Below are 26,238 nucleotides of genomic sequence, written 5' to 3' on the forward strand. Positions count from 1 at the left end.
CGGGTATGAACTCGAACACCAGGCCGCTGCCGCCGGCCTCGGCCACCGCCCTCGCCGAACTGATGGCCGGCACGCTGCCCGGACCCGAGAGCGTGACCCCCCAGGCGCTGGAGCTCGCGGATCGGGTGCGGGACCTGGTCGAGGCGGTGGTGTGGACGGACGTGGATCCGGCGACGCGCGCGGACGCGGCGCGGCGGGTCGCCGAACTGACCGCACTGCTGGGCGCCGCCCGACGCCCGCAGGCGGTGTCGCTGATCCGGTATCCGAACGGCAGGCTGGAGCACCTGACCCAGATGGGCTCGGGCCGGCTCAATCCACAGGCGCCCAGGCTGGTGTTCGAGGAGGTCGCGCCGAGGCCGGACCCCTCGGCCGAGCCGGAGTCGATCGAGATCCACGCCCGCTGCACGCTGACCGCGGCACACGGCGGTCCGCCCGCCCGCGCGCACGGCGGGATCGTGGCGGTCGTCCTGGACCAGTTGCTCGGCGTCGCCGCGTCCGCGGCCGGGGCGCCCGGGCTGACCGCCGGGCTGGACATCCGCTACCGCCGGGCGACGCCCTACGACGTACCGCTGGAGCTGACCGGACGCTGGACCGGTCGCGAAGGACGCAAGAGCTTCGCGACCGGCGAGATCCGCGCCGACGGCGAGGTGACCGCCGAGGCGACCGCGGTGTTCATCGCGGAACGCCGGTCCTGATCGGGGCGGAGGCCGCGATCACACCACCACCGGGGCGAGGGCCGTCTCACTCACCATGGGTCGCCCGGCGGCCTCCCACGCGAGCATCCCCCCGTCGACGTTGATCGCTTCCCAACCCTGCTGCCCCAGATAGTGCGCGACCTGGGCGGAACGCCCGCCGACCCGGCACATCACGTACACACGCGTGTCGTGCGGAACCTCTTCGATCCGCTCCAGGAGCGTGCTCATCGGGATGTGCCGGGCACCGGCCACATGACCGGCGTCCCATTCGTGCACCTCCCGTACGTCCAGGACGAAGGCGTCGTCAGGGACCGCGGCGGCGGGGACGGCCGGCGGGGGCGACAGGTGCATCGGATCTCCGGTGGGTCGGGCGTCCGGAACCCGTCCGGCCGCGCTCATCGCACATTGTCGGTCATCGGCGCCGGGCACAGGTGCCTCGAAAGAGCGAACCGTCCGGCCGTCACCCGCGACACGCGGCCGAAATGACGGCTATGTGCCGCCGCGGCGAGCAGGGTGGGCGACAACCTCCCCGGGCCGACCGACGCCCATCCGGCCGGCCCGGGAGGGGTCGCCCGCTCGCCGGGCCGCCGGCCCGGGCGATGCGGCGAGCCGACCCCGATCAGGACTCGACGAGCGTGCCGAGCACCTTCTCCTTCTCCGCGATGTCGTGCAGGAGCTGATCGGCCAGGTGCTCGAGCAGCCCGTCCGGGTCGTGCGGGGCGAGCTGGAGCAATTGCCCCATCGCGCCCTCCATCAGTTGATCGCGCAGGCCGGCCAGTTCGGACCGCCGGTGGGTGAGCCAGGCCAGCCGGCTGCGCAGCCACTGCCCCCGACTCTCCGCGTCCGGACCGATCGCACCCTCCGGGGAGGTGGCCCATTCCGTACCGAGGGCCAGCAGCTCGGTCACGTCGCCGCGCGCGTAGGCGGCGTTCACCCGGGCGATGAAGGTGCCTCGGCGCTGCTTCTCCTCGGGATCCTGGACCAGGTCCGGGTGCGCCCGGCGGGCCAGCTCGCGAAAGAGCTTGCGGGCCTCGGCGCCGGGGCTGACCCGGTGCACCTCCGGCACCGGCAGCGGCTCGTCGGCCGCCTCGCCCGACTCGCCGCCGCCGCCCGCACCGTCCAGGGCGCCCAAAAGCGAGTCCAGGTCCGGCATGTCCGTCACCACGCCACGCAATTCGACCGCACGCCGGATGTCCGCCGGATCGCCGGTGTGCGCCGCGATCGCCTCCGCGATCAACGCGTCCAACTCGTCGAGCCGCTCGTACAGCGGCCCGAGCCGGCGATGGTGCACGATCGCCAGGTTGTCCAGCTCGACCTGAAGGGTCGTCACATCGACCTCGTCGTCGAGCAGCGCGGTCTCCGCCGCGACGACCTGTCGTTCCAACTCGGCGATTTCGGGGTCCGACCAGGGGGTCGGCGCGCTGACCTCGTCCATCACGTCCCTTGTGTGCTGTTCTGTTCCCGCGCGACACCGGTCGGCGGGCGCGTCTGCCGGACTTTGAAGATCAAATCACTCGCAACACCCCCCAGCAGCCTATGTGGTAGGGCAGCATGGTCAGGCCGTCCCTGGCCAGTCGATCCAACAAAGCAGTTGGCTAGAGGGGATAAGATCCAGCCATGCCGCCCGACACCGCACGCACCCGAGCCAAACTTCTCGACGCCGCCCGCGCGGAGTTCGCCGAGCACGGCATCGCCGGCGCCCGCGTCGACCGCATCGCCCTGCGCGCCGGGGTGAACAAGGAGCGCATCTACGCGTACTTCGGGAACAAGGAGCAGCTCTTCCAGCACGTGCTGACGGAGTCGCTCCAGGAGCTCAACACGGTCGTCACGATGCCCAACGACGACCCGGCCGAGTACATCGCCCAGGTCTACGACTTCTACTGCGCCCGCCCGGAGCTGCTCCGGCTGCTGGTGTGGGAGGCGTTGTACTACGGCCACGACCCGGTTCCGGACGAGGAGCGGCGAGTCACGAGCTACGCCGCCAAACTTCAGGAGTTCGCCGACCATCTCGGCGTGAAGTCCTCGCCCGACGTCGCCCAGCTGCTCTTCTCGCTCATCGGCGTCGCCGCCTGGCAACAGACGATGCCGCAGATGTCGCGGGTACTGCTCGGGGCCGACTCGGAGTCCGAGGAGGCCCGGGCGAACCGGCGCAAGCACCTCATCGAGTTCACGCGAGCGTCCATCGCGTCGATGAAGCAGTCATAGGGCGCACGGCCGGATGAAGGGTCCACCCTTCATCCGGCATGCCCACGCAATACCGTCCTCCCCATGACACCACCCCCGGGGGAGGGCACACCCGAGGTCCTGCTCGTCCCCACGGACCCCCTGAACCCCCGCCGCACCGACCCCCACTTCGCCCCCGAGGCCGAGGCAGCGCTCGCGCTGGGGATCCCGGTGGCGCGCGTGGACCACGAGGCCCTCGTGCGCGGCGACGCGCACGAGGCGGTGCGACGCGTCCCCCACGACCGGGGGCCGCTGCGTTATCGGGGTTGGATGATCCCCGGGCCGCACTACGCCGCGCTGGACGCGGCGCTGCGCTCGCGTGGGGCGAGCCTGGCCACCTCGCCCGAGCACTATCGGGCGGCCCACGAACTCCCGGGTTGGTATCCCCGCTTCCGCGACCTGACGCCGCGCACGGTGGAGGACCCCGCGCTGCTCGGCGCGGGACCCGCGATCGTCAAGGACTGGGTGAAGTCGCGCAAGCACGAATGGCACGAGGCGTGCTTCGTGCCCGATGTCGCCGACGTCGCGCACACCCGCTCGGTGGTGCGCACCTTCCTCGAACGGCAGGGCGCCGAATTGCAGGGTGGCGTGCTCTACCGCGCGTTCGAGGAGTTCACCGGCCCCGAGACCCGGGTGTGGTGGGTCGACGGTGTCCCCGTGCTGAGCACGGCACACCCCGACACACCCGCCGGGCATACCGAGCCGCCGGACCTGGCGGTGGTCCGCACGGCCGTGGAAGAGCTGGGCTCGCCGTTTTGCACCACGGACCTGGCCCGACGCCGGGACGGCGCGTGGCGGGTGATCGAGGTCGGCGACGGGCAGGTCTCGGACCTGCCCGCCGGCGTCCCGCCCCGGGCGCTGCTGGAGCCCTTGTTCGCCGCCCGCCGCTGACCTTGGGTCAGACCCCGGTCTCGGCCGGCAGCCGGCCCGAGCGCACGGCCGCGAGCAGTTGCTCGTAGTCGGCCTCGGTGCGATCCGCGTAACGCACCGCGAACCCGGCGAACGCCTCCTCCAGCCGGTCGCTCTTGCCGCAGTATCCGGCCAGCACCTTGGGGTCCACGGAGTGGCTGTGCGCGCGGGCCAGCAGCGCGCCGGTCATCCGCCCGTAGTCGTCTATCTCGTGCGCGGCCAGCGCACTCGGGTCGATGCTCCCCTTCATGTTGCGGAACCGCCGCACCATGTACGCGCGCCCGTCGATCGAGGTCCACCCCAACAGCGCGTCGGTACCGGCCTGCATCCACTTCTGGCCGACCACGACCCGGCGCCCCTCGTGCTCGACGTGGGCGGGCGGCAGATACGGCGCGAGCGCGGAGGGCCGCGCCTCCTTCACCTGGAGCACCAGCGGCTCGTCGCCGTTGCCCAGCAACAGCACCACGTACGCCCGGGTACCCACGCTGCCGGTGCCCACCACCCGAAACGCCACGTCCTCGATCGCGAACCGGGCCAGCAGCGGCCGCCGTTCGGTGGAGAGGGTGTCCACGTAGCTCTCCAGGCCGGCGGCCACCGCGCGGGCGAGGTCGTCGTCCACCGCGGTCAGCACCGGCGGCTCCGGGACGAAGTGCCACGTGCCGTCCGAGCGTCGCCGGGTCGACTTGGCCGCGAACCGGGCGCTGGTGTTGCGCCGGGCCTTCGCGGTCACCTGGGCCAGCAGCCCGGACAACTCGCCCGCGTCCGCGTGCGCCACCAGCGACTCGTCGGCGATCGCGTGCCACGCCTGCAACACCGGCATCCGGGCCAGCACCGCCATCGTCCGGCGATACGAGGCGGCCGCGTCGTAGGCGGCCGCACGGCACGCGTCCGCGTCCAGGCCGCCCACCCGACCGGCCACCACCAGCGACGCGGTCAGCCGCTTGAGGTCCCACTCCCACGGGCCCTGCACGGTCTCGTCGAAGTCGTTGAGGTCCATCACCAGGCGTCCCTCGGCGGTGCCGAACACCCCGAAGTTCCCGGCGTGCGCGTCACCGCAGATCTGCCCGGTCAACCCGGTGACCGGCTGCGCCGCCAGGTCGGCCGCCATCAACCCGGCCGACCCGCGCAGGAACGCGAACGGCGAGGCCGCCATCCGTCCGATCCGCAACGGCACCAGGTGGTCGAGCCGCCCGGCGCTTGCCCGCTCGACGCTCTCCACCACACCGGGCCGATCCACCGCGGGCTCGAAGTCGGCGTGCGCACCGCGCGACACCCGCTCGCGCAGCCCCTTGCCCAGCGCCTTCGACGCCACATCCGACCTGTCCCGAAAACCCGGGACGACGAATTCCCGCCCCACCGCAGTACCCGACATCTACCGATCCTCCCCGGAGCCGGCGCACGGCCCACCGCCAAGTCCCGCCACGACACCACCAGACCTACCCGGCAGGGCATACAGAAAGGCCCCAGGTCGATGACCTGGGGCCTTTGCTCGGTGCGCGAGGGGGGAGTTGAACCCCCACGCCCTTTCGGGCACTGGAACCTGAATCCAGCGCGTCTGCCTATTCCGCCACCCGCGCGAGCAATCAAAGATTAGCACGGGCGCGAGGTCCGGTACGAATCCATACCCGCAGGCCGCACCGCTCACACCATGAGCATCCGTATGGACACCCAGAGCAACCAACGGTTCATCTTTGTGGACCGGGATCCCCACGACCCCCGCCTCTCCGGCATGCTTGCCCTGCACCGTACGGTGAACGGGCTTCGACCCCGGCCACGCACACGGTCGCGGCACAACTACTGCAAGCGAGCCACGGAGGGGGCAACAGGGTGTAGGAATCCCTGTGAAAGCCAACACTCCTTACAGTGGCCACGGTAGGGAACCGCGCCCGTTTCCCACGCGTGGATACGATCAGTGAGCAGACTGTAGGACCGGACCGGCCGATCGCGTACGGAAGGAGGTGCCCGTGGGTCCCCTGAAGAAGTTCGAGCAACGGCTTGAGGGCCTGGTCAACGGCGCCTTCGCCAAGGCGTTCAAGTCGGATGTCCAGCCCGTCGAGATCGCCAGCGCGCTCAAGCGCGAGTGCGACAACAACGCGACGATCTGGAACCGCGACCGAACCATGGTCCCGAACGACTTCGTCGTCGAGCTCGGCCAACACGACTATGAGCGCCTGAGCCCGTACGTGCAGCAACTCGGCGGCGAGCTGGCGACCGTGGTGCGGGATTACGCGCAACAACAGCGCTACTCCTTCATCGGTCCGGTCGAGGTCCACTTCGAGCATGCCGACGACCTGGACACGGGTCTGTACCGTGTGCGCAGTCAGGCACTCGCGGGCAGTCAGTCGCACCATGAACAACAGCAGCCCCCACACCAACCGCCCTTCCCGGGCGGGGGGCCGCAACCGGAGCAGCCACCACAGGGTTATGGATACGGTCGACCCGGCGGGCCACCCCCGCCCGGGGTGCCCGCACCACCGCCCTTCGGCCCGCCCGGGACCCCGGGAACGCCGACGCCTCCCCGGCCGCAGCCGGGGGAGCAGGCCGCCTACGGTCAGAGTCCGCCGCCGGCACCACGGCTGCGTACCTGGCTGGAGGTCAACGGGGTGCGTCACGAGCTCACTGCCCCGGTCGTGAAGTTGGGCCGCAGCACCGATGTGGAAGTTCGCGTGGACGATCCGAGCGTCTCGCGGCACCACGCCGAGATCCGCATCGGCGCTCCCGCGTCGATCACGGACCTCGGTTCGACCAACGGGATCGTCGTCGACGGTCAGCACTGTCAGCGTGCCGGTCTGCGCGACGGATCCCGCATCGTGCTCGGCAGCACCACTGTCGTGTTCCGCCAAGCCGAGGGGTGACAACGGGCGCATGTCTGAGCTGACCCTCACCGTTATGCGGTTGGGTTTCCTCGCTGTGCTGTGGTTGTTCGTGATCGTCGCCGTACAGGTGATCCGTAGCGACCTCTTCGGCACTCGCGTGACCCAACGACCCGCGCGGCGCAGAACCGCCGCGCCCGCCGCCGGTGGAGGAGGTGCCGCTCCGCCCTCGCAGGCGCAGCCGGCCCCGCCTCCGCAGCGGCAGCAGGCCCGGCCCCGCCGCGGCCAGCGCAACAACCCCAGCAAGCTGGTGATCACCGAGGGCTCGCTGACCGGCACGACGATAAATCTGACGGATCAGCAGATCACCATCGGCCGGGCGCACGACTCGACCATCGTGCTCGACGACGACTACGCGTCGAGTCGGCACGCCCGCATCTACCCTGCGCCCGACGGCAGCTGGGTGGTCGAAGACCTCGGGTCGACGAACGGTACCTACTTGGACCGTACGCGCCTGACCGGTCCGACCCCCGTGCCGCTCGGTGCGCCGATCCGCATCGGCAAGACCGTTATCGAGCTGCGCAGGTAGCCTGAATGAGCCTCTCTCTCCGCTTCGCCGCCGGATCCCACAAGGGCATGATCCGCGAAGGCAACGAGGACTCCGGCTATGCCGGCCCTCGGCTGCTCGCGGTCGCCGACGGCATGGGCGGGCAGGCAGCGGGCGAAGTCGCCAGCTCCGAAGTCCTGTCCACCATCGTCGAACTCGACGAGGACGTGCCCGGAGCCGACCTGCTGGACGCGCTGCGTTCGGCGGTCGATCGCGCCAACGACCGACTGCGTGTGATGGTCGACGACGATCCCCAGCTCGAGGGCATGGGGACCACGCTGACCGCGCTGTTGTGGACGGGGAGCCGACTCGGCCTCGCCCACATCGGCGACTCCCGTGCCTACCTCCTGCGTGACGGCGCCCTGGAACAGATCACCCAGGACCACACCTGGGTGCAACGCCTGGTCGACGAGGGCCGGATCACCGAGGAGGAAGCCGACCACCATCCGCAGCGCTCGCTGCTGATGCGGGCCCTGGACGGGCGCGGCCACGTCGAGCCGGACCTGTCGGTGCGCGAGGCCCGCCCCGGCGACCGTTACCTCATCTGTAGCGACGGCCTGTCGGGGGTGGTCAGCCGGGAGACGATGGAGGGCACCCTCCTCACCTACGCCAACCCCAACGACGCGGTGCAGGAGCTGATCCAGCTCGCGCTGCGCGGCGGTGGCCCCGACAACATCACGTGCATCGTCGCGGACGTCGTGGATCCGTCCGACCAGCCCTCGGACAGCCCGATCGTGGTCGGCGCGGTGGCCAGCATCGTGGACGACACCACGACCCTGCCGACCACACCCGCCTCCCGGGCCCGCGAGCTGACCGCCGGCGAGTACGAGACCGAGGCGCTGGTCTCCGAACCGGGCAGCCGGCGCAAGCCCAAGCCGAAGTCCACGCTGCGCAGGACCCTGCCGATCTGGGGCGGTATCGCGGTGCTCGTGGCCGCGCTCGGCGGCGCGTACTACTGGACCCAGACGCAATACTTCGTGGCCGACAAAGGGGACCACGTCGCGATCTACCGGGGGATCGACTCGAAGATCCTGGGCCTCAACCTCGCGAGCACGTACCAGAGCTACGACGACGTGAAGCTCACGATGATCGGTCAGACCAACCGGGACGCGGTCAACAGCACGCTCGACGCGGCCAGCCTGACCGAGGCCCGGCACACCATCGATCGGCTCAAGCGGCAGGCCGACGTGTGTCGCAGGGCCTACGCGGCGGACGACGCGAAGAAGGTCGAGGGCGTCCCCGGCGCCCAGCCCGCCGGCAGCGTGGACCTGTTCCCGCAGCAGAACCTGGGCACGCCGGCCGCGCTCCAGACCAACGCACCGGTGGGCAAGCACACCCCGACCACCGCGTCGCGCAGCGGCCGCTCGTCGGCGCCACCGACCGAACCGGGCAGCAAGGGCAGGGGCCTGTCGACGACGAGCCCGAGCGCGCCGACCGGATCGGCGCCACCGAGTTCCGCACCGCCGGCCACGGTGCCGGAGGCACCGGGATCGGGCCTCACCGCCGAAGAGGCCGACCTGGCCAAGCAGTGCTATCCGCGACCGCCCGGAACCACCGGAACGAACTGAGGGGAGCGCCGTGAGCAACACGACGATCACCCCCCAAGCCGCACCGAATCGCCGCAACACCGAGTTGATGATGCTCGGCTTCGCGGTTCTGGTGCCGATGCTGGCTTATGCCAACGTGGGACTGGCGGGGGACGGGTCACTGCCGGTGGGGAGCCTGGTCAAGTACGGGCTCGGCCTCGGCGTCTTCGCGGGCCTCGCCCACCTGCTGGTGCGCAAGTTCGCGCCGTACGCCGACCCGCTGCTGCTGCCGTTGGCCACGTTCCTCAACGGCATGGGCCTGATGTTCATCAGTCGGCTCGACCTGGACATCGTCAAGGGGATCGGCCTCCCCAACAACGTCAAGGGCACCGCGGCGGCCTCGTCCCAGTTGATGTACTCGGCGATCGGCATCGCGCTGTTCGCGGGCGTCGTGGTGATCATGAAGGACCACCGGCTGCTCCAGCGCTACACCTACTCGTTCATGGCGCTCTCGCTGGTCCTGCTGGTGTCGCCGATCCCGTTCCCCGGCGACATGTACGGCGCCAAGATCTGGATCCGGCTCGGCCCGTTCAACTTCCAGCCCGGCGAGTTCACCAAGATCGTGCTGACGATCTTCTTCGCGGGCTACCTGATGGCCAAGCGGGACGCGCTCGCGCTGGCCAGTCGCAAGGTGATGGGGCTGTACTTCCCGCGTGGTCGGGACATGGGCCCGATCGTGGTGGTCTGGCTGCTGAGCATCCTGATCCTGGTGTTCGAACGCGACCTGGGCACCTCGCTGCTGTTCTTCGGCCTGTTCGTGGTGATGCTCTACGTGGCCACCGAGCGCACGAGTTGGCTGCTGTTCGGCGTGATCATGGCGGTCGGCGGCGCGACCATCGTCGGCACCTTCGAACCGCACGTGCACGACCGCGTGGCGGCCTGGCTGAACCCGTTGGCGGTCTACAAGGGCGACGGCTCGGTGCAGTCCGAGCAGCTCGCCCAGGCGCTGTTCGGCTACGGCACCGGCGGTCTGCTCGGTACCGGCCTCAACCAGGGCCACCCGACCGAGATCGGCTTCGCGGCGCGCAGCGACTTCATCCTCACCACGGTCGGCGAAGAGCTGGGCCTGGCCGGGATGATGGCCATCTTCATGGTGTACGCGCTGCTGATCGAGCGCGGCCTGCGCACGTCGCTGGCCGCCCGCGACCCGTTCGGCAAGCTGCTCGCGGCCGGTCTGTCGGTCTCGGTCGCGCTCCAGGTCTTCGTGGTCGCGGGCGGCGTGACCGGCCTGATCCCGCTGACCGGTATGACGATGCCGTTCCTGGCCCAGGGCGGCTCGTCCGTGATCACCAACTGGGCCCTGATCGCGATCCTGATCCGGATCAGCGACACGGCCCGCCGACCCGCCCCACCGGCCGGGGCGTTCGACCCGAGCGAGGGCGTCGCGCCCCGGCGCGGCTCGCACGCCTCCAACCGCGGTGGCACCCCCGCGGCCGGCACACCCACCCCGCCGACGCCGAGTTCGACGCCGGCCGGCGGTTCCGCCTCGCCCGAGGCGCTGACCGTGGCGGGCGGGGTGCCCAGTGCCGCCGGCGGCCCCGGCGCGACACCGCCCGCGGGCGGATCCGGAACGCCACCCAGACCATTCGTTCCCCCGCCGAACCCCGGCGGCGGAACTCCGTACGGCCCACCGGGCCAGAGCGGCACCGGCGGGCAGAACCCGTGACGGCCGCAACGCACGTCCAGGGGAGGGACATACCGTGAACAAGCCTTTGAGGCGGGTCTCCGTCTTCTGCCTGATCCTGGTCGCGGCGCTGATGCTTCGGGCCAACTGGGTCCAGGTCGTCAAGGCCGACGACTACGCGACCAACAGCCACAACAAACGGGCCATCTACGAGAAGTACTCGCACCCGCGCGGGGACTTCCTGGTCGAGGGCAAGCCGATCACCAGCTCGGTCAAGACCGACGACAAGCAGTACGAGTTCCTGCGCAAGTACGAGTTCGGCCCGATGTACGCGCCGGTCACCGGCTACATCTCGCCGTTCGTCGGCAAGAACCTGCTGGAGAGCATCGACGACGACATCCTCAGCGGCAAGGACAGCAGGCTGTTCGTCCGCAAGGTGCTGGACACGGTGACGAACAAGGGCACCCGGGGCGGCAACGTCGCGCTGACGATCAACGCCAAGGCGCAGGAGGCCGCGTACAACGGCCTCAAGGACAAGACCGGCGCCGCGGTCGCGATCGACCCGGAGACCGGCAAGGTGCTCGCGATGGTCAGCACCCCGTCCTACGACCCGAACGTCCTGGCCCAGAACAACCGCAACGAGGTGGCCGAGGCGTACGACCAGCTCACCTTGGACACGGACAAGAACCGCAAGAAGCCGGACACCAAGTTCGACCCGAAGATGCCGATGGACAACCGGGCGATCCGGTACACCTATCCGCCCGGTTCGACCTTCAAGCTCATCACCGCGGCGGCGGCGCTGTCCGAGGGCAAGGCCAAGCCGAACGAGGCACCGACGGTCCCACTCAGGGGCGACACGCTGTTCTACCCGTCGTCGACGCAGGGGCTGAGTGAGAAGAACCACCCGGGATGCGTCGGCGCGACCGTGCAACGAGCACTCGAGCTGTCCTGCAACACGGTCTTCGCCCAACTGGGCACCGACGTGGGCGAGGCCAAGCTGAAGGAGCAGGCCGAGAAGTTCGGCTTCAACAACTTCGGCAAGGGTGCCAACGACAACCCGCTCGACATTCCCAGCCGGGTCAAGCCCAGCCTGTTCCCGGGCGGCAACGACGGCGGACAGCTCATGCGGTCCTCGATCGGCCAGGAGAGCGTGGCGTCCACGCCCATGCAGATGGCCATGGTCGTCGCCGCGATCGCCAACAACGGCAAGGTGATGAAGCCGTACGTGGTGGACGAGTTGCGTGCGCAGAACCTCTCGGTGCTGGAGAAGACCCAGCCGCAGATGCTCAGCCAGGCCGTCTCGACCGAGGTCTCGGCGCAGTTGCGGGACATGATGCAGGGCGTCGTCAAGGACGGCACCGGCAAGCCCGCCGCGATCCAGGGCGTCGAGGTCGGCGGCAAGACCGGTACCGCGCAGCAGGGGTTCAACAACGGCAAGAAGCCGTACGCGTGGTTCGTCTCGTACGCCAAGGGCGCCGACGGCAAGAACATCGCCGTCGCGGTCGTGGTCGAGCCCGACGACAACGTCGAGCGGGACGACATCGCCGGTGGCCAGCTCGCCGGCCCAATCGCCAAGTCCATCATGGAAGCCGTGGTCAAGAAGTGAGCCATGGCCGGCGATCGCACACCTGATCACTCCGACCACTACTGCAATCAGATACCGACGTGCCCTCGTGACTCGGGTGTGACGGCCCCGCGGGGCGTCGCACCGGTACCGTGTCGGAGAACGCGCCGGACCGGTCGGGCAACCGACCCGGTCTCGGCCGGCCGAAGACCGAAGGCCGTGGACCGGTAAGGGAAGGGCTGGAAGTTATGGAAGAGCCGCGTCGCCTCGGCGACCGGTACGAGATCGGCGCGGTCCTCGGCCGTGGTGGCATGGCCGAGGTGTACATGGGCCGTGACATTCGTCTGGGACGCAGTGTGGCCGTCAAGACACTGCGCGCCGATCTCGCCCGTGACCCTACGTTCCAGGCCCGGTTCCGACGCGAGGCGCAGTCCGCCGCCTCGCTGAACCACCCGGCGATCGTCGCGGTCTACGACACCGGTGAGGACTACATCGACGGGATCTCGATCCCGTACATCGTGATGGAGTACGTGGACGGCTCGACGTTGCGCGAGTTGTTGCACTCCGGCCGCCGGTTGTTGCCGGAGCGTGCGCTGGAGATGACGGCGGGGGTGCTCCAGGCGTTGGAGTACAGCCATCGCAACGGGATCATCCACCGCGACATCAAGCCCGCGAACGTGATGCTGACGCGGCAGGGCACGGTCAAGGTGATGGACTTCGGCATCGCGCGGTCGATGGCCGACAACGGCATGACGATGACGCAGACCGCGGCGGTGATCGGCACCGCGCAGTACCTCTCCCCGGAGCAGGCGCGCGGCGAGACGGTGGACGCGCGCACGGACCTGTACTCCACCGGTTGTCTGCTCTACGAGTTGCTCACCGAGCGTCCGCCGTTCATCGGCGATTCGCCGGTGGCGGTGGCCTATCAGCACGTGCGCGAGGATCCGCTGCCGCCGAGCACGTTCGATCCGGAGGTGTCGCCGACGATCGACTCGATCGTGCTCAAGTCGTTGGCGAAGAACCCGGACAACCGGTATCAGAGTGCCGACGAGATGCGCGCGGACATCGAGCGGGCCCTGCACGGGCTGCCGGTGGGTGCGCCGAGTGTGATGGCCGCGCCGATGGGGGCCGACCCGGCGACGCAGTACCTGCCGCCGACCGCGGGCGGGGCGACCCAGGTCATCCCGGCGCACGGTCAGGGGCCGAACACCGGACGGTACGAGCTCGACGACGACGATCGGCGCCGGGACGAGCCCGGGAAGTCCCGGGGCGGCGCGTGGATCCTGCTCGCGCTGGCCTGCATCGCGGTCCTGGTCGCCGCGTTCTTCGTCGGCAAGACCCTGATGGGCGGCGACGAGGACAAGTCGGCGAGCGCGCCGATCCTGGTCGGCAAGAGCCTGGACGAGGCCAGGACGGCGGTGGAGAACGCCGGCTTCAAGATCAACATGAACGACGATCCCTCCAAGTGCCCGCAGGTCGCCGGCTCCGTGAAGGGGAACATCTGCAAGCAGACCCCCGAGGCCGGGGCGAGTGCCAAGAAGGGCGACACGATCCAGGTCTGGGCCTTCGGCGGTCCGAAGAAGACCACCGTCCCCACCGGCCTCAAGGGGCTGTCCGAGGAAGAGGCCACGGCCAAGCTCAAGGCCGCCGGCCTGGTGGCCAAGGTGCAGCGCAGTCAGACGCTGACCAACTGCACCCGCGACACCGTGTGTTCGGCCAGCCCCGACTCCGGCACCGAGGCGAACGAGGGCGACGAGGTCACCCTCAACATCTTCAGCGGCAAGCCGCAGCACGACATGCCGAACGTGGTCGGCTCGTCCTATGACGACGCCAAGGCACAGTTGGAGAACCTGCAGCTCAAGGTGACCAAGTCCGAGCAGTTCAGCGCGGACAAGCCGGTGGGCACGGTGCTCAAGCAGAGCCAGAACCCGGGTGGCAAGGTCACCGAGGGCAACACGATCAACCTGACCGTCTCCAAGGGCCCGCAGCCGGCCACCTCGTCGCCGCCGCCCTCCTCGGGCAGCCCCGGCGGCAACACCGGCGGTGCCACCACTCCGCCACCGTCCACGGGCGATTCCCGTGGTGGCGGCGGCAACACGATCATGGGTGGCGACCTCCGCGGCGGCCACGGCAACTGGCCCAACTGACCGAGGACATCCACACAGGGCAGGGCCGAGGGCCGCGGAGGCAACCGCCTCCGCGGCCCTCGGCCTCTCCCGCCCCGCCGGCCCGGCGGGTCACCCGACCGGCGCCTGACCGGGGCTTTCGGTATTGGTCGGTGCCTCCGTGCACCTGTTATTGTCGAGCCCAACCCGGCCGCGGCGCTCCGGCGTACGGACAGGTGCACGAACGTCACTCGCAGGACGGAGAGGCCACGCTGATGAAGAAGCTGATCCTGGTGGCTTTGGCTGCTGTAGGTGGCCTGTTGGTCTACCGCCAGATCCAGGCGGATCGGGCCGAGCAGGATCTGTGGACCGAGGCGACGGACGCGGTTCCGGCGGGCACTGCCACCCGCTGAACAGATCTTGCGGGAGACCCCGCAAAGGCTTGAACCCATCCGGGGGAAGGACACGTTTCACGTGAAACGTCCCTTTCCCCGGGTGAGGTGATGTCCACCCCGACCCCGATTACCGGTAATCTGGTTCGGCACCGAGGGGCCTTAGCTCAGCTGGTAGAGCGCTGCCTTTGCAAGGCAGATGTCAGGGGTTCGACTCCCCTAGGCTCCACAGATCGCGCACCCGAGGTGCGTACGACGAAGGGCCCGCCGCACCATCCGGTGCGGCGGGCCCTTCGTGGTCTGCCGTGAGTCGACCGTCGCGAGTCGACGCGGGTCGCGGTCAGTCGGTCTTCGGCGTGGTCGAGCGGAACTCGTCCTCGGCGGGCTTGATCTCGTTGTCGAGCGTCTCGACGGTCGTCGGCGTGGTCGCCGAGCCCTGCGGCGCCACGTCCGGTTCGTCGGTCAGCCACTCGGGCTGCGCGTTGCGCCGCCGCCACCACGTGAAGGCCACGTAGCCGCCGCCCGCGACCGCGGTGATCAGCAGGAGCCGACGGCCTCGGCCGCGGCGCCGCTTCTTTCGGGCGACCTTCTCGATCTCCGCCGCGGTCACCTCGCCCTTGATCACGGACAGCGCCGCGCCGGCCCGCGAGAGGGCCTCGTCACGGACCGGCTCGGCCGCCTCCCGGGCCTGGTCGACCACCAGGTGCACACGCGGCACCACGTCGTGGCGGACCCGGTGGCGGGCCATCTCCACCGCGTGCTCCACCCGCGGGGCGGCGTTCTCCCTGGCCTGCACCAGGGCGGGGACCACTCGTTCGCGGGTGGTCTCCACCGCTCGATCACGAGCCGCGCCCGCGTAGTGGGCCGCCGCGTCCTTCGCGTTGGCGGCGTGTGGGGCGAGCCGCTCCCTGGTCCTGCCGGTCGCCTCACGTACCGGATCCATGCGGGTCACGACATCCTCCTACTCGCCGGGTTCATCCGCTATCTGTTCCCGACGATCCCTGGATCATGCGCCACGTATCCGCCCGGGATCCGTACGGTGGAACCGTGCCGGGGGCGGCCTCGTGGCAGGAGCCGCCCGCAGCATGCGAGGATTTCGAGGATTCAGGAAGACCGTCCGTGCAACCGTAGGGAAGGCGCATCAGTGGCCGAGGATCTTTTCGCCACCATCAAGACCAACCACGGGGACATCCGCATCCGGTTGTACCCGAACCACGCACCGAAGACGGTCGCGAACTTCGTCGAGCTGTCGCAGGGGCAGCGCGAGTGGGTCCACCCGGGCAAGGGGCAGAAGACCACCGAGCGCCTGTACGACGGCACCGTGTTCCACCGGGTCATCTCCGGCTTCATGATCCAGGGCGGTGACCCGCTGGGCACCGGTACCGGCGGCCCGGGCTACCGCTTCGCCGACGAGTTCCACCCGGATCTGCAGTTCTCCAAGCCGTACCTGCTGGCGATGGCCAACGCGGGACCGGGCACCAACGGCTCCCAGTTCTTCATCACCGTGGGTGCCACGCCGCACCTGAACCGCAAGCACACCATCTTCGGCGAGGTCGCCGACCCGGAGAGCCGCAAGGTCGTCGACGCGATCGCCGGCACCGAGACCGACATGCGCGACCGTCCGGCCTCCGACGTCGTGATCAACACCGTCGAGGTCGAGACCGTCAAGTCCTGAACCCCGAGCACGCGGGCCGGGGCCTTCGGGTCCCGGCCCGCGTCGCGTGCCTGAAGGTGAGCATGAGCCCCGACCAGCAACAACCGGGCGCGGCGGGTCCGGCCGGACCGCCCGTGTGCTACCGGCATCCCGACCGCGAGTCGAACATCCGCTGCACGCGCTGCGAGCGCCCCGTCTGCGGCGATTGCATGGTGAGCGCGTCGGTCGGTTTCCAGTGCCCGGACTGCGTACGGCAGGGCACCCGGCAGGTACGCGAGGCACGCACCGTGGCCGGCGGCCGAGTCGCGCCCGCGAACGCGAACGCGATCGTGACCAAGACCCTGATCGGGCTCAACCTCGCGGTCTTCCTGCTGGTCCTGGTGATCGGCGACAAGTTCGTCGACCGGATGATCCTCTTCGGCCGGTACTTCATGGGCGGCGAGTGGCAGGGCGTCGCCGAGGGTCAGTGGTACCGACTGCTCACCGCCGCGTTCCTGCACCAGCAGATCTGGCACATCGCGCTGAACATGGTCGGCCTGTGGATGCTGGGACCGCCGCTGGAGGCCGCGCTGGGCCGGATCCGGTTCATCGCCCTGTACCTGGTCTCCGCGTTCGGTGGCACCGCGCTGTCGTACCTGATCGCGGACCCCCATCAGGCCTCGCTGGGCGCTTCCGGGGCACTGTTCGGGCTGTTCGGCGCGATGATCGTGCTCGGTCGCCGGCTCCGGTACGACCTGCGCCCGCTGCTCATCCTGCTGGCGCTCAACCTGATGATCACGTTTCTCAACATGAGCACGATCGACTGGCGCGCGCACATGGGCGGGCTGGTCGCGGGCACTCTCACCGCGATCGGCATGGTCTACGCACCGCAGCGCAATCGCACGCTGATCCAGGTGGGGACCGTGCTCGCGGTGACCGCGATCATCGTGGCGATCGTGCTGATCAGGACCGCACAGATCACCTGATCGAGGTCACACGATGAATCTGCTTAATGACCCACAGTGATGAATCCGGGATGCAAGCCGTTACCCGCATCCCGGTCACTCGTTGGACCGTAAGGGGTTATCCACAGGATCTGCTCGGTTATCCCCACTGTGGATAACTCTGTGGAGTCTTCCCGGGAAAACCCGCTGAGCTGCGCCGACGCGCTACTTCCACTGCGTGGAGACGCCGAAGCCGGCGGCGATGAAGCCGAAGCCGACGACGATGTTCCAGTTCTTCAGGGACTCGACCGGGAAGCGCATGTCGGTCACGTAGAAGACCACGATCCACAGCAGGCCGATCGCGAAGAGAGCCAGCATGAACGGCGCCACCCAGCGGCGCGAGTCCAGCTTTATGGTCGTCTTCTTGGGCGGCGGCGGGGTGAAGTCGTCCTTCTTACGGATCCGGGACTTCGGCACGAGAGTCTCTCCTGTCGATGTAGCCGGACGAGTGGGTGCGCAGCACACGCGACACGATCCGGTGATGTGTCGGTTAGCGTAGTCGCTGTCAGGTCCGGAAGGAGGGTACGGCGACGTGCGTATGTCCGCCATGCGGCCGTCCGGGATGTCTTGGCGTGCGATCGTACCCCGGTTGTCCGCTCTTGTGGTGTTCGCCCTGGCCGGTCTGCTGTTCTGGATCAGCGCCGACACCTCGCACGGCACCAATCTGCGCAGCGACGCGCAGATGCTTCGGCTGTCCGACGTGATCCGGGACCAGGGCCGGCGCAACGAGAGTGCCCAGCACGACCTGTCCAAGCTGCAGCGGGACGTCGACTCGCTGGTCCAGGAGCAGGCCAACGACCCCCAGGCACGCGGCCGGATCGACGCGGTCGCGGACCCGGCCGGAGTCACCCCGGTGTCCGGCGAGGGTCTGACCGTGACCCTGACCGACGCGCCGCCGGACGCGAAGTCGCGGGTGCCCGGGGTGCGCGAGCCCACCGCGGACGACCTGGTGGTGCACCAGCAGGACATCCAGGGCGTGGTGAACGCGCTGTGGAGCGGCGGCGCGCGGGCGATCCAGATCATGGACCAGCGCATCGTGGCCACGTCCGCCGTGCGGTGTGTCGGCAACACGCTGATCCTGCACGGTCGGGTGTACTCGCCGCCGTACGTGATCTCGGCGGTGGGCGACACCGGTGCCCTGCGGCGCGCCCTGGACGAGAGCAAGAGCGTGTCCAACTACACCGACTACGTCGAGGCGTTCGGACTCGGTTGGAAGGTCGAGGACAAGAAGCGCCTGGACGCGCCGGGGTACACGGGCCCGCTGGGCCTGGAGTATGCGAAAGTCTCCGGGACGTGATCGGCAGCGGTGAACCGAGGGGAGTCTGACGACAGTGTTGCGGACCACGATGCGGGGCCTCGGGGAGGTCTTCATCACACTGGGCGTCGTCATCCTGCTGTTCGTCGTCTATCAGCTCTACTGGACCGGAGTACTGGCCGATCGGGCGCGCGCCGACGAGATGCACAAGCTCGACGAGGCGCGCAAGCGGACCGTGGCGGCGGCGCCCGAGAACGTGCCGGTCGCGCAGACGCCCCGGCAGGCCCCGTACGAGGACGGCGAGCCGTTCGGCACCATGTACGTGCCGCGGTTCGGGAGCGACTGGTACAAGACGATCCGGCCCGGGGTCACGCCGAAGGAACTGCAGAAGGGCCTGGGTTGGTACAAGGGCAGCGCGCAGGCGGGCGAGGACGGCAACTTCGCGATCGCCGGGCACCGCAAGACCTACGGCGACCCGTTCCTGAACGTGCCCAAGTTGCAGGTGGGCGACAAGATCGTGATCGAGGGCATCACCGAGTGGTTCGTCTACTCGATCGACAAGCCGGTCAGCCTCTCCGGTGACAAGGCGGTCCTGAAGACCATCCCCGAGGACGTGCACGTGCTCGACCCGGTGCCGGAGAAGGCCTATACGACGGCCGGGAAGTACATCACCCTGACCACCTGCGAACCTGAGTTCGGCAGCACGCACCGGTTGATCGTCTGGGGCCACCTGGAGTCGCGCACTCCGTTGGCGGCCGGCAAGCCGGCGGCGTTGCGGGGATGAGCGAGTCGAGCCGCGCGGGCGGCGAGCGAGAGAGGGCCTGGGCCTGATGTACGGCTGGATCTGGCGCACTCTGCCGGGGAACGCGTGGGTGAAGCTGTTGATCTCCCTGCTCCTGGTGTTGGCGATCGTGTACGCGCTGTTCACGTGGGTCTTCCCGTGGGCGGAACCCCTGTTGCCGTTCAGCGATGTGACGGTGGATCAGGACAGCGTCACGAACACCACCGGTCCCGGCGCGCCGCGCCCGGCCGGTGCGACCGGTGCGACCTCACCCACGACCCTGCCGGGAGGGCTGCCCGGATGAGCGCGCGCATTCTCGTCGTGGACAACTACGACAGCTTCGTCTTCAACCTCGTGCAGTACCTCTACCAACTCGGCGCGACCTGCGAGGTCCGCCGCAACGACGCGGTGACCGTGGAAGAGGCCGAGGAGTTCGACGGCGTCCTGCTCTCGCCCGGTCCCGGGACGCCCGAGGGCGCCGGGATCTGCATGGAGATGGTCCGTCGCGAGGGCGGCCGGGTGCCGGTCTTCGGGGTGTGCCTGGGGATGCAGTCCATCGCGGCGGCGCACGGCGCTACCGTTGGCCGGGCACCCGAGCTGCTGCACGGCAAGACCAGTCCCGTGCTGCATGAGGGGTCGGGCGTTTTCGCCGGCCTGCCGTCGCCGTTCACCGCGACGCGCTATCACTCGCTCGCGGTGGACCCGGACACGATTCCGGCCGAACTGGAGGTGACCGCATGGACCGAGACCGGCGTGATCATGGGCCTGCGGCACCGCGACCGACCGGTCGAAGGCGTGCAGTTCCACCCGGAGTCGGTGCTGACGGAGTACGGCCACCGGATGCTGGCGAACTGGCTGGTGACATGCGGGGACCCGACGGCGCCGACCCGCTCGGCGGGACTGGCTCCCGTCGTCGGGCGCACGCCGCTCCCGGCCTGAGCGAGGCCCCGATACCCGACGGTGGGTACGGATCGGCCGAGATCGCCCCGTACGCGCCCGGAACGTATGCGGGCGACCTGGTGGAGCCCGGCTTCGCCGCACCGCCCACAGCGGCCCTTCCCGCCGTTTCCGAGCCGATTCCGGGTGGCCGCGCGGCCCGGCGGCGGGCCGCGCAGGCCCGACAGGCCGAGGCGGCGGCGGGAAACCCGCTTCCGCCGCCGACGGGTAGCCCGCTTCGGCCGCCCACCGGGAACCCGCTTCGGCCGCCGACGGGTAGCCCGGTCCGGCCGCCGACGGGGGCGCCCGCGGACGCGTTCCACGGAGCTCCGGGACCCGGGGTTCCGGGGCCCGGGGTATCGGGACCCGGCACGCCGAGGCACAGGGCGTTGGGGCCCGGGACGCCGGGGCCGGGAGCGTTGGGGCCCGCGGCGCCGGGGCCACGGGCCCTCGGGCCGGCGGGTGTCGAGCCTTCGTCGGCCGCCGCCGCGGCCGACCCCGGTGTGTGGTTTCGGGAGGACGCGGGAACGGCGATCGCGGGCCCGACGCCGGCTCCGGCACTCGACTCCGCGCACGACCCGTCCTCGGGTGCCACGTCCGTCCTGCCCCGCGTACCGAGCGCCGCGGCCGTGCAGAGCACCTCGGCCGGCGGCGCGACCGTCTCCGGTGGCCGGGCGGCCCGGCGCAAGGCGCAGCGGAAGAAGGGCGGCCGAGGAGCCGCCGACCGCCCGGCGGTCGCCGAGGGTGCCGGTCGGGCCGCGCGGCGCCGGGCGGCCAAGCCGTCGGTGGGCTCGCAGGTGCTGACCGCCGGTGCCCGACTCGTCGGCGAACTCGCCATGACAGTGGGCGTGCTGCTGGTGCTGTACGTGGTCTACCTGACCTGGTGGACGAACATCGTGGCGGCGGAGAAGGCCCGGGACGAGGCGCACGACATACAGCAGAACTGGAACAACACGCCCGGTCAGGTGGTCGACCCGCGCAACCCCGGCCAATACGTCGCGCCGAACAAGGGGTTCGCGCTGTTGTACATCCCGCGGATCGGGATGGAGAAGCAGGCGGTGGCCGAGGGCACCGATCGGGCCAAGGTGCTCAACAACGGCCTGGTGGGCCACTACACGGACCCGCAGACCGCGATGCCGTGGGACGCCCAGGGCAACTTCGCGGTGGCCGCGCACCGCAACGGGCACGGCGAGCCGTTCCGCTACATCAACAAGCTCAAGCCCGGCGACAAGATCGTCGTGGAGACCGCGACGACGTACTTCACGTACACCGTCGACGCCGACCTGCCGGAAACCTCGCCGCAGCACATCGAGGTGATCGACCCGATCCCGGACAAGGGCCCGTACAAGAAGGCCGGCCGCTACATCACGCTGACCACGTGCACTCCCGACGGAGCGTCCACATACCGCCTGATCGTCTGGGGACACCTGGAGGAGGAGCGGCCCCGATCGCAGGGCAAGCCGGACGCACTGCTCGCGGCCAAGTGAGAACACGTCACATTCCGACCTCCGGGTCCTGACCTAACTGCTTGTCTATGCCAAGCTGTCGACCCATGGGCGTTGTACGCAAAACGATTCGCGTCGGGGCGGAACTGCTCCTGACACTCGGCCTGGTCGGGCTGCTGCTGTGTGTACACCAGCTCTACTGGACCAACTTCGAGGCCCGCGCCGAGGCCCGCAGCGAAGTGGACCAGCTCCGCAAGGACTGGGCCCGGGCGGGCACCTCCGGCGCGCCGGAGGCACAACCGGAGGCGCCCTTGGCGCAGTCGCCGACCGACATCCTCACCGGCCCCACCGACGTGAGCACGGACGGCGGCAAGGACGGTCAGCAGGTGCCCGGTTCGCGCGGCAGCATCCGCGGCGACACGATGGCCGTCCTGTGGATCCCCCGGCTCGGCTCGGACTGGTTCAAGCCGATCATCGAGGGCTCCAGCCTGGCGTCGCTCTCGAAGGGCGTCGGCCACTACACCTACCCGCCCTACGTCGGCCCGGGCGGCGCGGGCAACTTCGGCCTCGCCGGGCACCGCAACGGCCACGGCGAGCCGTTCCGCCACCTGAACAAGCTCAAGGCGGGCGACAAGGTGGTCGTGGAGACCAAGACCCAGTGGTTCACGTACACGATCGTCAAGGGCCCGTTCATCACCAAGCCCTCCAACGGCTCGGTGCTCACCGCACGCCCCCCGGACCTGGGCGGCCCGGCCGGCCGCCGGCTGATCACCCTGACCACGTGCGATCCGGAGTTCACCTCGCGAAACCGAATGATCTACTGGGGCGAACTCACCGTCACCGAAGCCAAGGTCGGCAACACCAAGCCGGCCGCCCTGCGCAACTGACCCACCAAGGGACGGCCCGACCCACGCCACCCCGCCCGACCGAGAACGACGGCTTGATCCCAACAGACGCCACGGGCCATCGGCTGTAACATCCTCGCTCATGCTCTGGAGACGATGGCCGTGGCGCGGCGGCAGGCGGAGCGAAGCCGATTCGCCTTTGCCGGGAGACCGCCCCTTGGTCGCGCTGGTCTCCCTCGGCACACGGCCGTCCTTCCCGAGTGACCGGATACGGATGTGGCTCGTGGAGAATGTCCGCCGCCTCGGGTTGCGGTGCGACGACGTCACCATCGACGCCGGAGCCATGCCGCGGACCGGCGAATCCGCAGCATGGGCCGAGCAACTCGCGCCCCGACTCGACGGCGCCGATGTCGTACTGCTCCTGCGCCCGCAGGGCCCGCCCGAGGCGTGGAAGGTCACCATCGAAATGGTGGAGCTTGCCTGCGACGCGGTCCGAACACGCTGGTCCGCGAAACCCTTCGGCGAAGTCGTCTACACCCACAGCCGACTCAAGGTTCTGGACGTACCCGGCCCACACGACGACTGGTTCCATTTCCGCGACAGAGGCAGCCCCTGGTATCCCCAGGACGTCGTCGACGCAGTAGGACTACGACTCCGCACCCTCCTCGAACGCACCTAGCGCGTCTCCTCGATCCCCGCGGAACTCCACGCCGCGGGGGGCGGCGCCCCGCCCCTATTCGACCCCGGAAACGCTCAAAGGACCCTTCCCCGAATCAGGGGAAGGGCCCTTGAGCTGCTTACGCCGAAGTGGGCCTAACAGGACTTGAACCTGTGGCCTCTTCCTTATCAGGGATGCTCGCGCACCCCTCTGAGCTGCGCAGACGCACGGGCCCCTTTGGTCACACGGCAGATGGCTTGCGTTGCGACGCGTTCCGGCTCGTTCCGCTTGGTTGCTCGCCCCTAAATCTCCCCTACATATATGGGAGAGGATCGACTCGCACAGGACCGCGGTGGGCACGTACACCACCCCGGCAAAGTAACGCCGAACGCTACAGGCAAGCCTGACGCGCTCATGAACACACCGGACCGTCGTCCCGGCATCACAGACCACGAACAGGCTCAGTTCGTCGGATCGTCCCTGTCTGAAAATGTCATCGCCATCCTGCTCACGCGCGAACGTGATCGACAAGGGCTTGATCCAACTCGGACTGACGAGCCCTTCATGTGGAGCCCCCAGCAACGGTTGCGTCAATCACCTGCGGCAGCCTCTCCCGGAGGTCCATGATGAGCTGCTTACGGCGATGTGAGGGGGGTCACATGCCAAGGCCGGCGCAAGGTAATTTCACGCCTCAACCGCCTGACGGCAAAGGCAGCATTTGGGACCAGGCAACGAGCATCGTGGGTTTGGCAACAGCCCTGATCGCGCTTGGCACAGGATTTTTCGGCGGCTGCCAAGTACAAGATAAAGTCGGTGCCTGTCAATTCCGGTGAGACACGTCAGGCTGCGGGTTCTTCCTGATGCTCCTCCTTGGCGGGTTGGTTGATCCAGGCCGCCTTCGGGAGGCGGGGTGGCGTCGGTCTTCGGCGGAACCGGTGCGGGTTGGTGGCGTAGGCGTCGGCCAGGACGTCGGCCCGCCGTGCTCGGATCGTCACCGCGGTGCCGTCGTGGACGGATGCGGGGGTGTGCAGTCCGATGCCGGAGTGCCGGTGGACGTTGTTGTAGTAGGTGAAGAACCGCTGGCAGAAGGCGCGGGCGTCGGCCGGTGAGCCGAACCGGTCGGGGAAGACCGGGCAGTACTTCAAGGTCTTGAAGTTTGCTTCCGAGTACGGATTGTCGTTGGACACGCGTGGCCGCGAGTGCGAGCGGACGATGTTCAGGTCGGCGAGCAGCTGGGCGACCGGTTTGGAGGTCATCGAGGTGCCCCGGTCGGCGTGGATTACGTCCGGGACGACGCCGCCGTTGGCGCGGAAGGCGTCTTCGATGAACTCCTTCGCCAGTGCGGCCGATTCGCGCGGCACGACGAGCCAGTGGACCGCCTTGCGGGAGTAGATGTCGAGCATCACGAACAGGTCGTAGTACATCCCGCGGTCCGGGCCCTTGAGCTTGGTGGCGTCCCAGGTCCACACCTGGCTGGGGCCGTTGGCCACCAGCTCGGGCCTGGCCCGGGGCGGGTGGGTGGCCTGCGCGCGGCGCTCGCGGACTTCCCCGTGCTCGCGCAGCAGCCGGTACATCGTGGAGATCGAGCACAGGTAGGTGCCCTCGTCCAGCAAGGTGGCCCAGATCTGCGCCGGCGACTTGTCCACGAACCGCTGCGAGCGCAGCACGCCGAGGACCCGTGCCTGTTCCAGCTCGGACAGGGCCGCGGGGTGAGCTGCCGGCGCCCGGCGCGGCCCGGCCACGCGGGGCTTGGGATGGCGCTGCCGGTAGACGGTGGCCCGCGAGCGGCCGGTCAGCTCGCAGGCCGGCTTGATCCCGACGACCGGCTCCAGGGCGGCGAACGCCTCAGTGATCACTTCGTCCGCTTGGGCTCGGAGTCCTCGCTCCCGGAGAGCAGTTCCAAGAGCTCGTGTGCTTTTCCCAGGATGGCCAGCGCCCTCTGGGACTTGGCCAGCTCGGCGGCCAGCTTCTCGTTCTCCGCCCGCAGCCGCTCGGCCTCCTTCTCGGCTGCGCTCTTGCCCGTCGGTCCGGACGGCTTCGCGGCCAGCGCATCCAGCGCGCCGGCGTCCCGGGCGGTCCGCCAGTCGATGATGTGCGAGTGATACAGCCCCTCCCGGCGCAGCAGCGCGCCCTTCGCGCCGGGCTCGGTCAGCCGCTCGTACTCCTCCACGATCCGAAGCTTGTACTCCGGGGTGAAGGACCGCCGCTTCGGCCCGCCCGCGCGGGGACCGCGCTTCTTCTTGCCCACGGCCTCATCATCGGCCACACCGGCCTCAAGGTCGACACTACTCAGCGTCACGCTCGAAAGATCCTGTTCTCGCCCTACTAACAACAGAAGAGTCGATTGTCCTCATGTCTCACGAGAGTCTGACAGGGAGGGAGTCGCCGAAAATCCACAAGTCACCATAACGGCAACTATTACTCAAACAGTGCGTCTCTCTGAGCCCACTGCCAAGGGCCAGATTCCATCCACCCAGACCTCTGAAATCACCCAGCCCGGTACAACACCCAGTACGCCATCGGCCGCCAAACTGCCAGGCACGGTCTTCTGGCAGGGTGACGTCCGTCTGGGCAATGCAGATCTCGACACAGTAGGTGGCCGAGTACAGCAGTGGCTGGACAACGATACGGATATCAGGCGAACCGTCTCCAAACCCACTGCTCCGGTCGTGTACGGGAGCGGGAACGGCGTGGCGAACCTGCCGAGGGGGCAGACAGCCACGTCTGATAGTTGCGCAAGGGCGGTGGCAGCTCTCGGAGCAAGCCACCTGACGCTCGAAGCAGGAACTCCTGCTTGTATCAAGACAAGCAAAGGGCGCTACGGGGTCATATCGTCCTTCACGCCATCCTCCAACGACAGCACAGTCGTGAGTCTCATAATTTGGGACTCGCCGACCTCTTGAGGGAGAAGGTCGACTCCGATGGTGCTCCCCGATCGAGCTGACACACCCGAGCCCTGTAATCGAATTAGGGGAAGCCCCGTCCAATCACGCAGCCGGACGGGGCAACCGGACAGCTAGAACGAGAGCGTGAGGAGCGGCATCGAGTCAGCCTCGTGTCACGCGATCGGCACGGGCAGGGGCGGAAAGTCCGGGGCGTGCTGTGAACACGCGTACAGGGTCCAGCCGGACCCACCTCGGCCGGACTCGATCACCTGCACCGG

Annotated in this window: 26 protein-coding genes and 3 tRNA genes; 20 read left to right on the forward strand and 9 right to left on the reverse strand. The window is 69.1% G+C overall.

What is annotated here, in order from left to right:
* Positions 1–5 precede the first annotated feature (5 nt).
* Complete coding sequence (locus OG948_RS18500; protein ID WP_395867692.1) at positions 6–695, forward strand: PaaI family thioesterase; 690 nt, start codon at positions 6–8, stop codon at positions 693–695.
* A gap of 18 nt (positions 696–713) precedes the next feature.
* Here the strand turns inward: OG948_RS18500 and OG948_RS18505 are convergent, their stop codons facing one another.
* Both OG948_RS18505 and OG948_RS18510 read right to left on the reverse strand, forming a co-directional pair.
* Positions 714–1,046 carry a rhodanese-like domain-containing protein gene (locus tag OG948_RS18505; RefSeq protein ID WP_406297613.1) on the reverse strand — a complete coding sequence of 111 codons (333 nt, stop codon included), beginning with the start codon at positions 1,044–1,046 and terminating at the stop codon, positions 714–716.
* Positions 1,047–1,314: 268 nt separating this feature from the next.
* Positions 1,315–2,130, reverse strand: coding sequence for a hypothetical protein (locus OG948_RS18510; protein ID WP_406297614.1), 816 nt, complete (start codon positions 2,128–2,130; stop codon positions 1,315–1,317).
* 182 nt (positions 2,131–2,312) lie between these two features.
* Between OG948_RS18510 and OG948_RS18515 the strand changes: the two genes are divergently transcribed.
* Complete coding sequence (locus OG948_RS18515; RefSeq protein ID WP_406297615.1) at positions 2,313–2,900, forward strand: TetR/AcrR family transcriptional regulator; 588 nt, start codon at positions 2,313–2,315, stop codon at positions 2,898–2,900.
* 63 nt (positions 2,901–2,963) lie between these two features.
* Entirely contained in the window at positions 2,964–3,809 is an 846-nt protein-coding gene (locus OG948_RS18520; protein ID WP_406297616.1) for an ATP-grasp domain-containing protein, read from the forward strand.
* Between the two features lie 7 nt (positions 3,810–3,816).
* Here OG948_RS18520 and OG948_RS18525 read toward each other — a convergent pair whose 3' ends face one another.
* Entirely contained in the window at positions 3,817–5,199 is a 1,383-nt protein-coding gene (locus OG948_RS18525; protein ID WP_406297617.1) for a DUF2252 domain-containing protein, read from the reverse strand.
* A 121-nt stretch (positions 5,200–5,320) separates the two neighbouring features.
* Positions 5,321–5,404: transfer RNA gene (locus OG948_RS18530), tRNA-Leu, on the reverse strand.
* Positions 5,405–5,791: 387 nt separating this feature from the next.
* Between OG948_RS18530 and OG948_RS18535 the strand changes: the two genes are divergently transcribed.
* The 8 genes from OG948_RS18535 (at position 5,792) to OG948_RS18570 (ending at position 14,747) form a co-directional block, all read left to right on the forward strand.
* Complete coding sequence (locus OG948_RS18535) at positions 5,792–6,682, forward strand: FhaA domain-containing protein (RefSeq protein WP_395867702.1); 891 nt, start codon at positions 5,792–5,794, stop codon at positions 6,680–6,682.
* A gap of 10 nt (positions 6,683–6,692) precedes the next feature.
* The gene (locus OG948_RS18540) at positions 6,693–7,229 is read left to right on the forward strand and encodes an FHA domain-containing protein (RefSeq protein ID WP_395867704.1); all 537 of its coding nucleotides are present in this window, start codon (positions 6,693–6,695) and stop codon (positions 7,227–7,229) included.
* 5 nt (positions 7,230–7,234) lie between these two features.
* Positions 7,235–8,815, forward strand: coding sequence for a PP2C family protein-serine/threonine phosphatase (locus tag OG948_RS18545; RefSeq protein ID WP_406297618.1), 1,581 nt, complete (start codon positions 7,235–7,237; stop codon positions 8,813–8,815).
* A 10-nt stretch (positions 8,816–8,825) separates the two neighbouring features.
* Positions 8,826–10,499, forward strand: a complete 1,674-nt coding sequence (locus OG948_RS18550) for an FtsW/RodA/SpoVE family cell cycle protein (RefSeq protein ID WP_406297619.1) — start codon at positions 8,826–8,828, stop codon at positions 10,497–10,499.
* Between the two features lie 34 nt (positions 10,500–10,533).
* Positions 10,534–12,063: a peptidoglycan D,D-transpeptidase FtsI family protein gene (locus tag OG948_RS18555; RefSeq protein WP_406297620.1), complete on the forward strand. Its 1,530-nt coding sequence runs from the start codon at positions 10,534–10,536 to the stop codon at positions 12,061–12,063.
* Positions 12,064–12,269: 206 nt separating this feature from the next.
* Complete coding sequence (pknB, locus tag OG948_RS18560; RefSeq protein WP_406297621.1) at positions 12,270–14,168, forward strand: Stk1 family PASTA domain-containing Ser/Thr kinase; 1,899 nt, start codon at positions 12,270–12,272, stop codon at positions 14,166–14,168.
* A gap of 233 nt (positions 14,169–14,401) precedes the next feature.
* Positions 14,402–14,539: a DLW-39 family protein gene (locus tag OG948_RS18565; protein ID WP_020557117.1), complete on the forward strand. Its 138-nt coding sequence runs from the start codon at positions 14,402–14,404 to the stop codon at positions 14,537–14,539.
* Positions 14,540–14,674: 135 nt separating this feature from the next.
* Positions 14,675–14,747, forward strand: a tRNA-Ala gene (locus OG948_RS18570).
* 111 nt (positions 14,748–14,858) lie between these two features.
* Here OG948_RS18570 and OG948_RS18575 read toward each other — a convergent pair.
* Positions 14,859–15,461, reverse strand: a complete 603-nt coding sequence (locus tag OG948_RS18575; RefSeq protein ID WP_406300289.1) for a DUF5324 family protein — start codon at positions 15,459–15,461, stop codon at positions 14,859–14,861.
* A 201-nt stretch (positions 15,462–15,662) separates the two neighbouring features.
* Here OG948_RS18575 and OG948_RS18580 point away from each other — a divergent pair, with 201 nt between their 5' ends.
* On the forward strand, positions 15,663–16,193 hold the full coding sequence (locus tag OG948_RS18580; RefSeq protein WP_406297622.1) for a peptidylprolyl isomerase: 531 nt from the start codon (positions 15,663–15,665) through the stop codon (positions 16,191–16,193).
* Positions 16,194–16,255: 62 nt separating this feature from the next.
* Positions 16,256–17,137: a rhomboid family intramembrane serine protease gene (locus OG948_RS18585; RefSeq protein WP_406297623.1), complete on the forward strand. Its 882-nt coding sequence runs from the start codon at positions 16,256–16,258 to the stop codon at positions 17,135–17,137.
* A gap of 183 nt (positions 17,138–17,320) precedes the next feature.
* Here OG948_RS18585 and crgA read toward each other — a convergent pair whose 3' ends face one another.
* Positions 17,321–17,572 (reverse strand): cell division protein CrgA, encoded by a 252-nt coding sequence (gene crgA, locus OG948_RS18590; protein ID WP_020557121.1) that lies wholly within the window; start codon positions 17,570–17,572, stop codon positions 17,321–17,323.
* A 130-nt stretch (positions 17,573–17,702) separates the two neighbouring features.
* On the opposite strand from crgA, the gene OG948_RS18595 reads away from it, so the two are divergent.
* The 7 genes from OG948_RS18595 (at position 17,703) to OG948_RS18625 (ending at position 23,096) form a co-directional block, all read left to right on the forward strand.
* The gene (locus OG948_RS18595) at positions 17,703–18,452 is read left to right on the forward strand and encodes a DUF881 domain-containing protein (protein ID WP_395867962.1); all 750 of its coding nucleotides are present in this window, start codon (positions 17,703–17,705) and stop codon (positions 18,450–18,452) included.
* Between the two features lie 49 nt (positions 18,453–18,501).
* Positions 18,502–19,194 carry a class E sortase gene (locus tag OG948_RS18600; RefSeq protein ID WP_406297624.1) on the forward strand — a complete coding sequence of 231 codons (693 nt, stop codon included), beginning with the start codon at positions 18,502–18,504 and terminating at the stop codon, positions 19,192–19,194.
* 88 nt (positions 19,195–19,282) lie between these two features.
* Complete coding sequence (locus OG948_RS18605; protein ID WP_395867985.1) at positions 19,283–19,495, forward strand: hypothetical protein; 213 nt, start codon at positions 19,283–19,285, stop codon at positions 19,493–19,495.
* Positions 19,492–20,130: an aminodeoxychorismate/anthranilate synthase component II gene (locus OG948_RS18610; protein WP_395867720.1), complete on the forward strand. Its 639-nt coding sequence runs from the start codon at positions 19,492–19,494 to the stop codon at positions 20,128–20,130. The genes OG948_RS18605 and OG948_RS18610 overlap by 4 nt, the downstream gene beginning before the upstream one ends.
* A gap of 500 nt (positions 20,131–20,630) precedes the next feature.
* On the forward strand, positions 20,631–21,614 hold the full coding sequence (locus OG948_RS18615) for a class E sortase (RefSeq protein WP_406297625.1): 984 nt from the start codon (positions 20,631–20,633) through the stop codon (positions 21,612–21,614).
* A gap of 65 nt (positions 21,615–21,679) precedes the next feature.
* Positions 21,680–22,459 carry a class E sortase gene (locus OG948_RS18620; RefSeq protein ID WP_406297626.1) on the forward strand — a complete coding sequence of 260 codons (780 nt, stop codon included), beginning with the start codon at positions 21,680–21,682 and terminating at the stop codon, positions 22,457–22,459.
* A 241-nt stretch (positions 22,460–22,700) separates the two neighbouring features.
* Positions 22,701–23,096 carry a hypothetical protein gene (locus tag OG948_RS18625; RefSeq protein ID WP_406297627.1) on the forward strand — a complete coding sequence of 132 codons (396 nt, stop codon included), beginning with the start codon at positions 22,701–22,703 and terminating at the stop codon, positions 23,094–23,096.
* 129 nt (positions 23,097–23,225) lie between these two features.
* Here the strand turns inward: OG948_RS18625 and OG948_RS18630 are convergent.
* The 3 genes from OG948_RS18630 to OG948_RS18640 all read right to left on the reverse strand — a co-directional run bounded on the left by OG948_RS18630 (position 23,226) and on the right by OG948_RS18640 (position 25,374).
* Positions 23,226–23,310: transfer RNA gene (locus tag OG948_RS18630), tRNA-Ile, on the reverse strand.
* Positions 23,311–23,914: 604 nt separating this feature from the next.
* Entirely contained in the window at positions 23,915–24,931 is a 1,017-nt protein-coding gene (locus OG948_RS18635; RefSeq protein WP_331769179.1) for an IS3 family transposase, read from the reverse strand.
* Positions 24,928–25,374, reverse strand: a complete 447-nt coding sequence (locus OG948_RS18640; protein WP_331769178.1) for a transposase — start codon at positions 25,372–25,374, stop codon at positions 24,928–24,930. Before OG948_RS18640 ends, OG948_RS18635 begins: the two co-directional genes overlap by 4 nt.
* Positions 25,375–26,238 lie beyond the last annotated feature (864 nt).

This window comes from Embleya sp. NBC_00888 (assembly GCF_045207655.1).
Classification (GTDB): Bacteria; Actinomycetota; Actinomycetes; order Streptomycetales; family Streptomycetaceae; genus Embleya.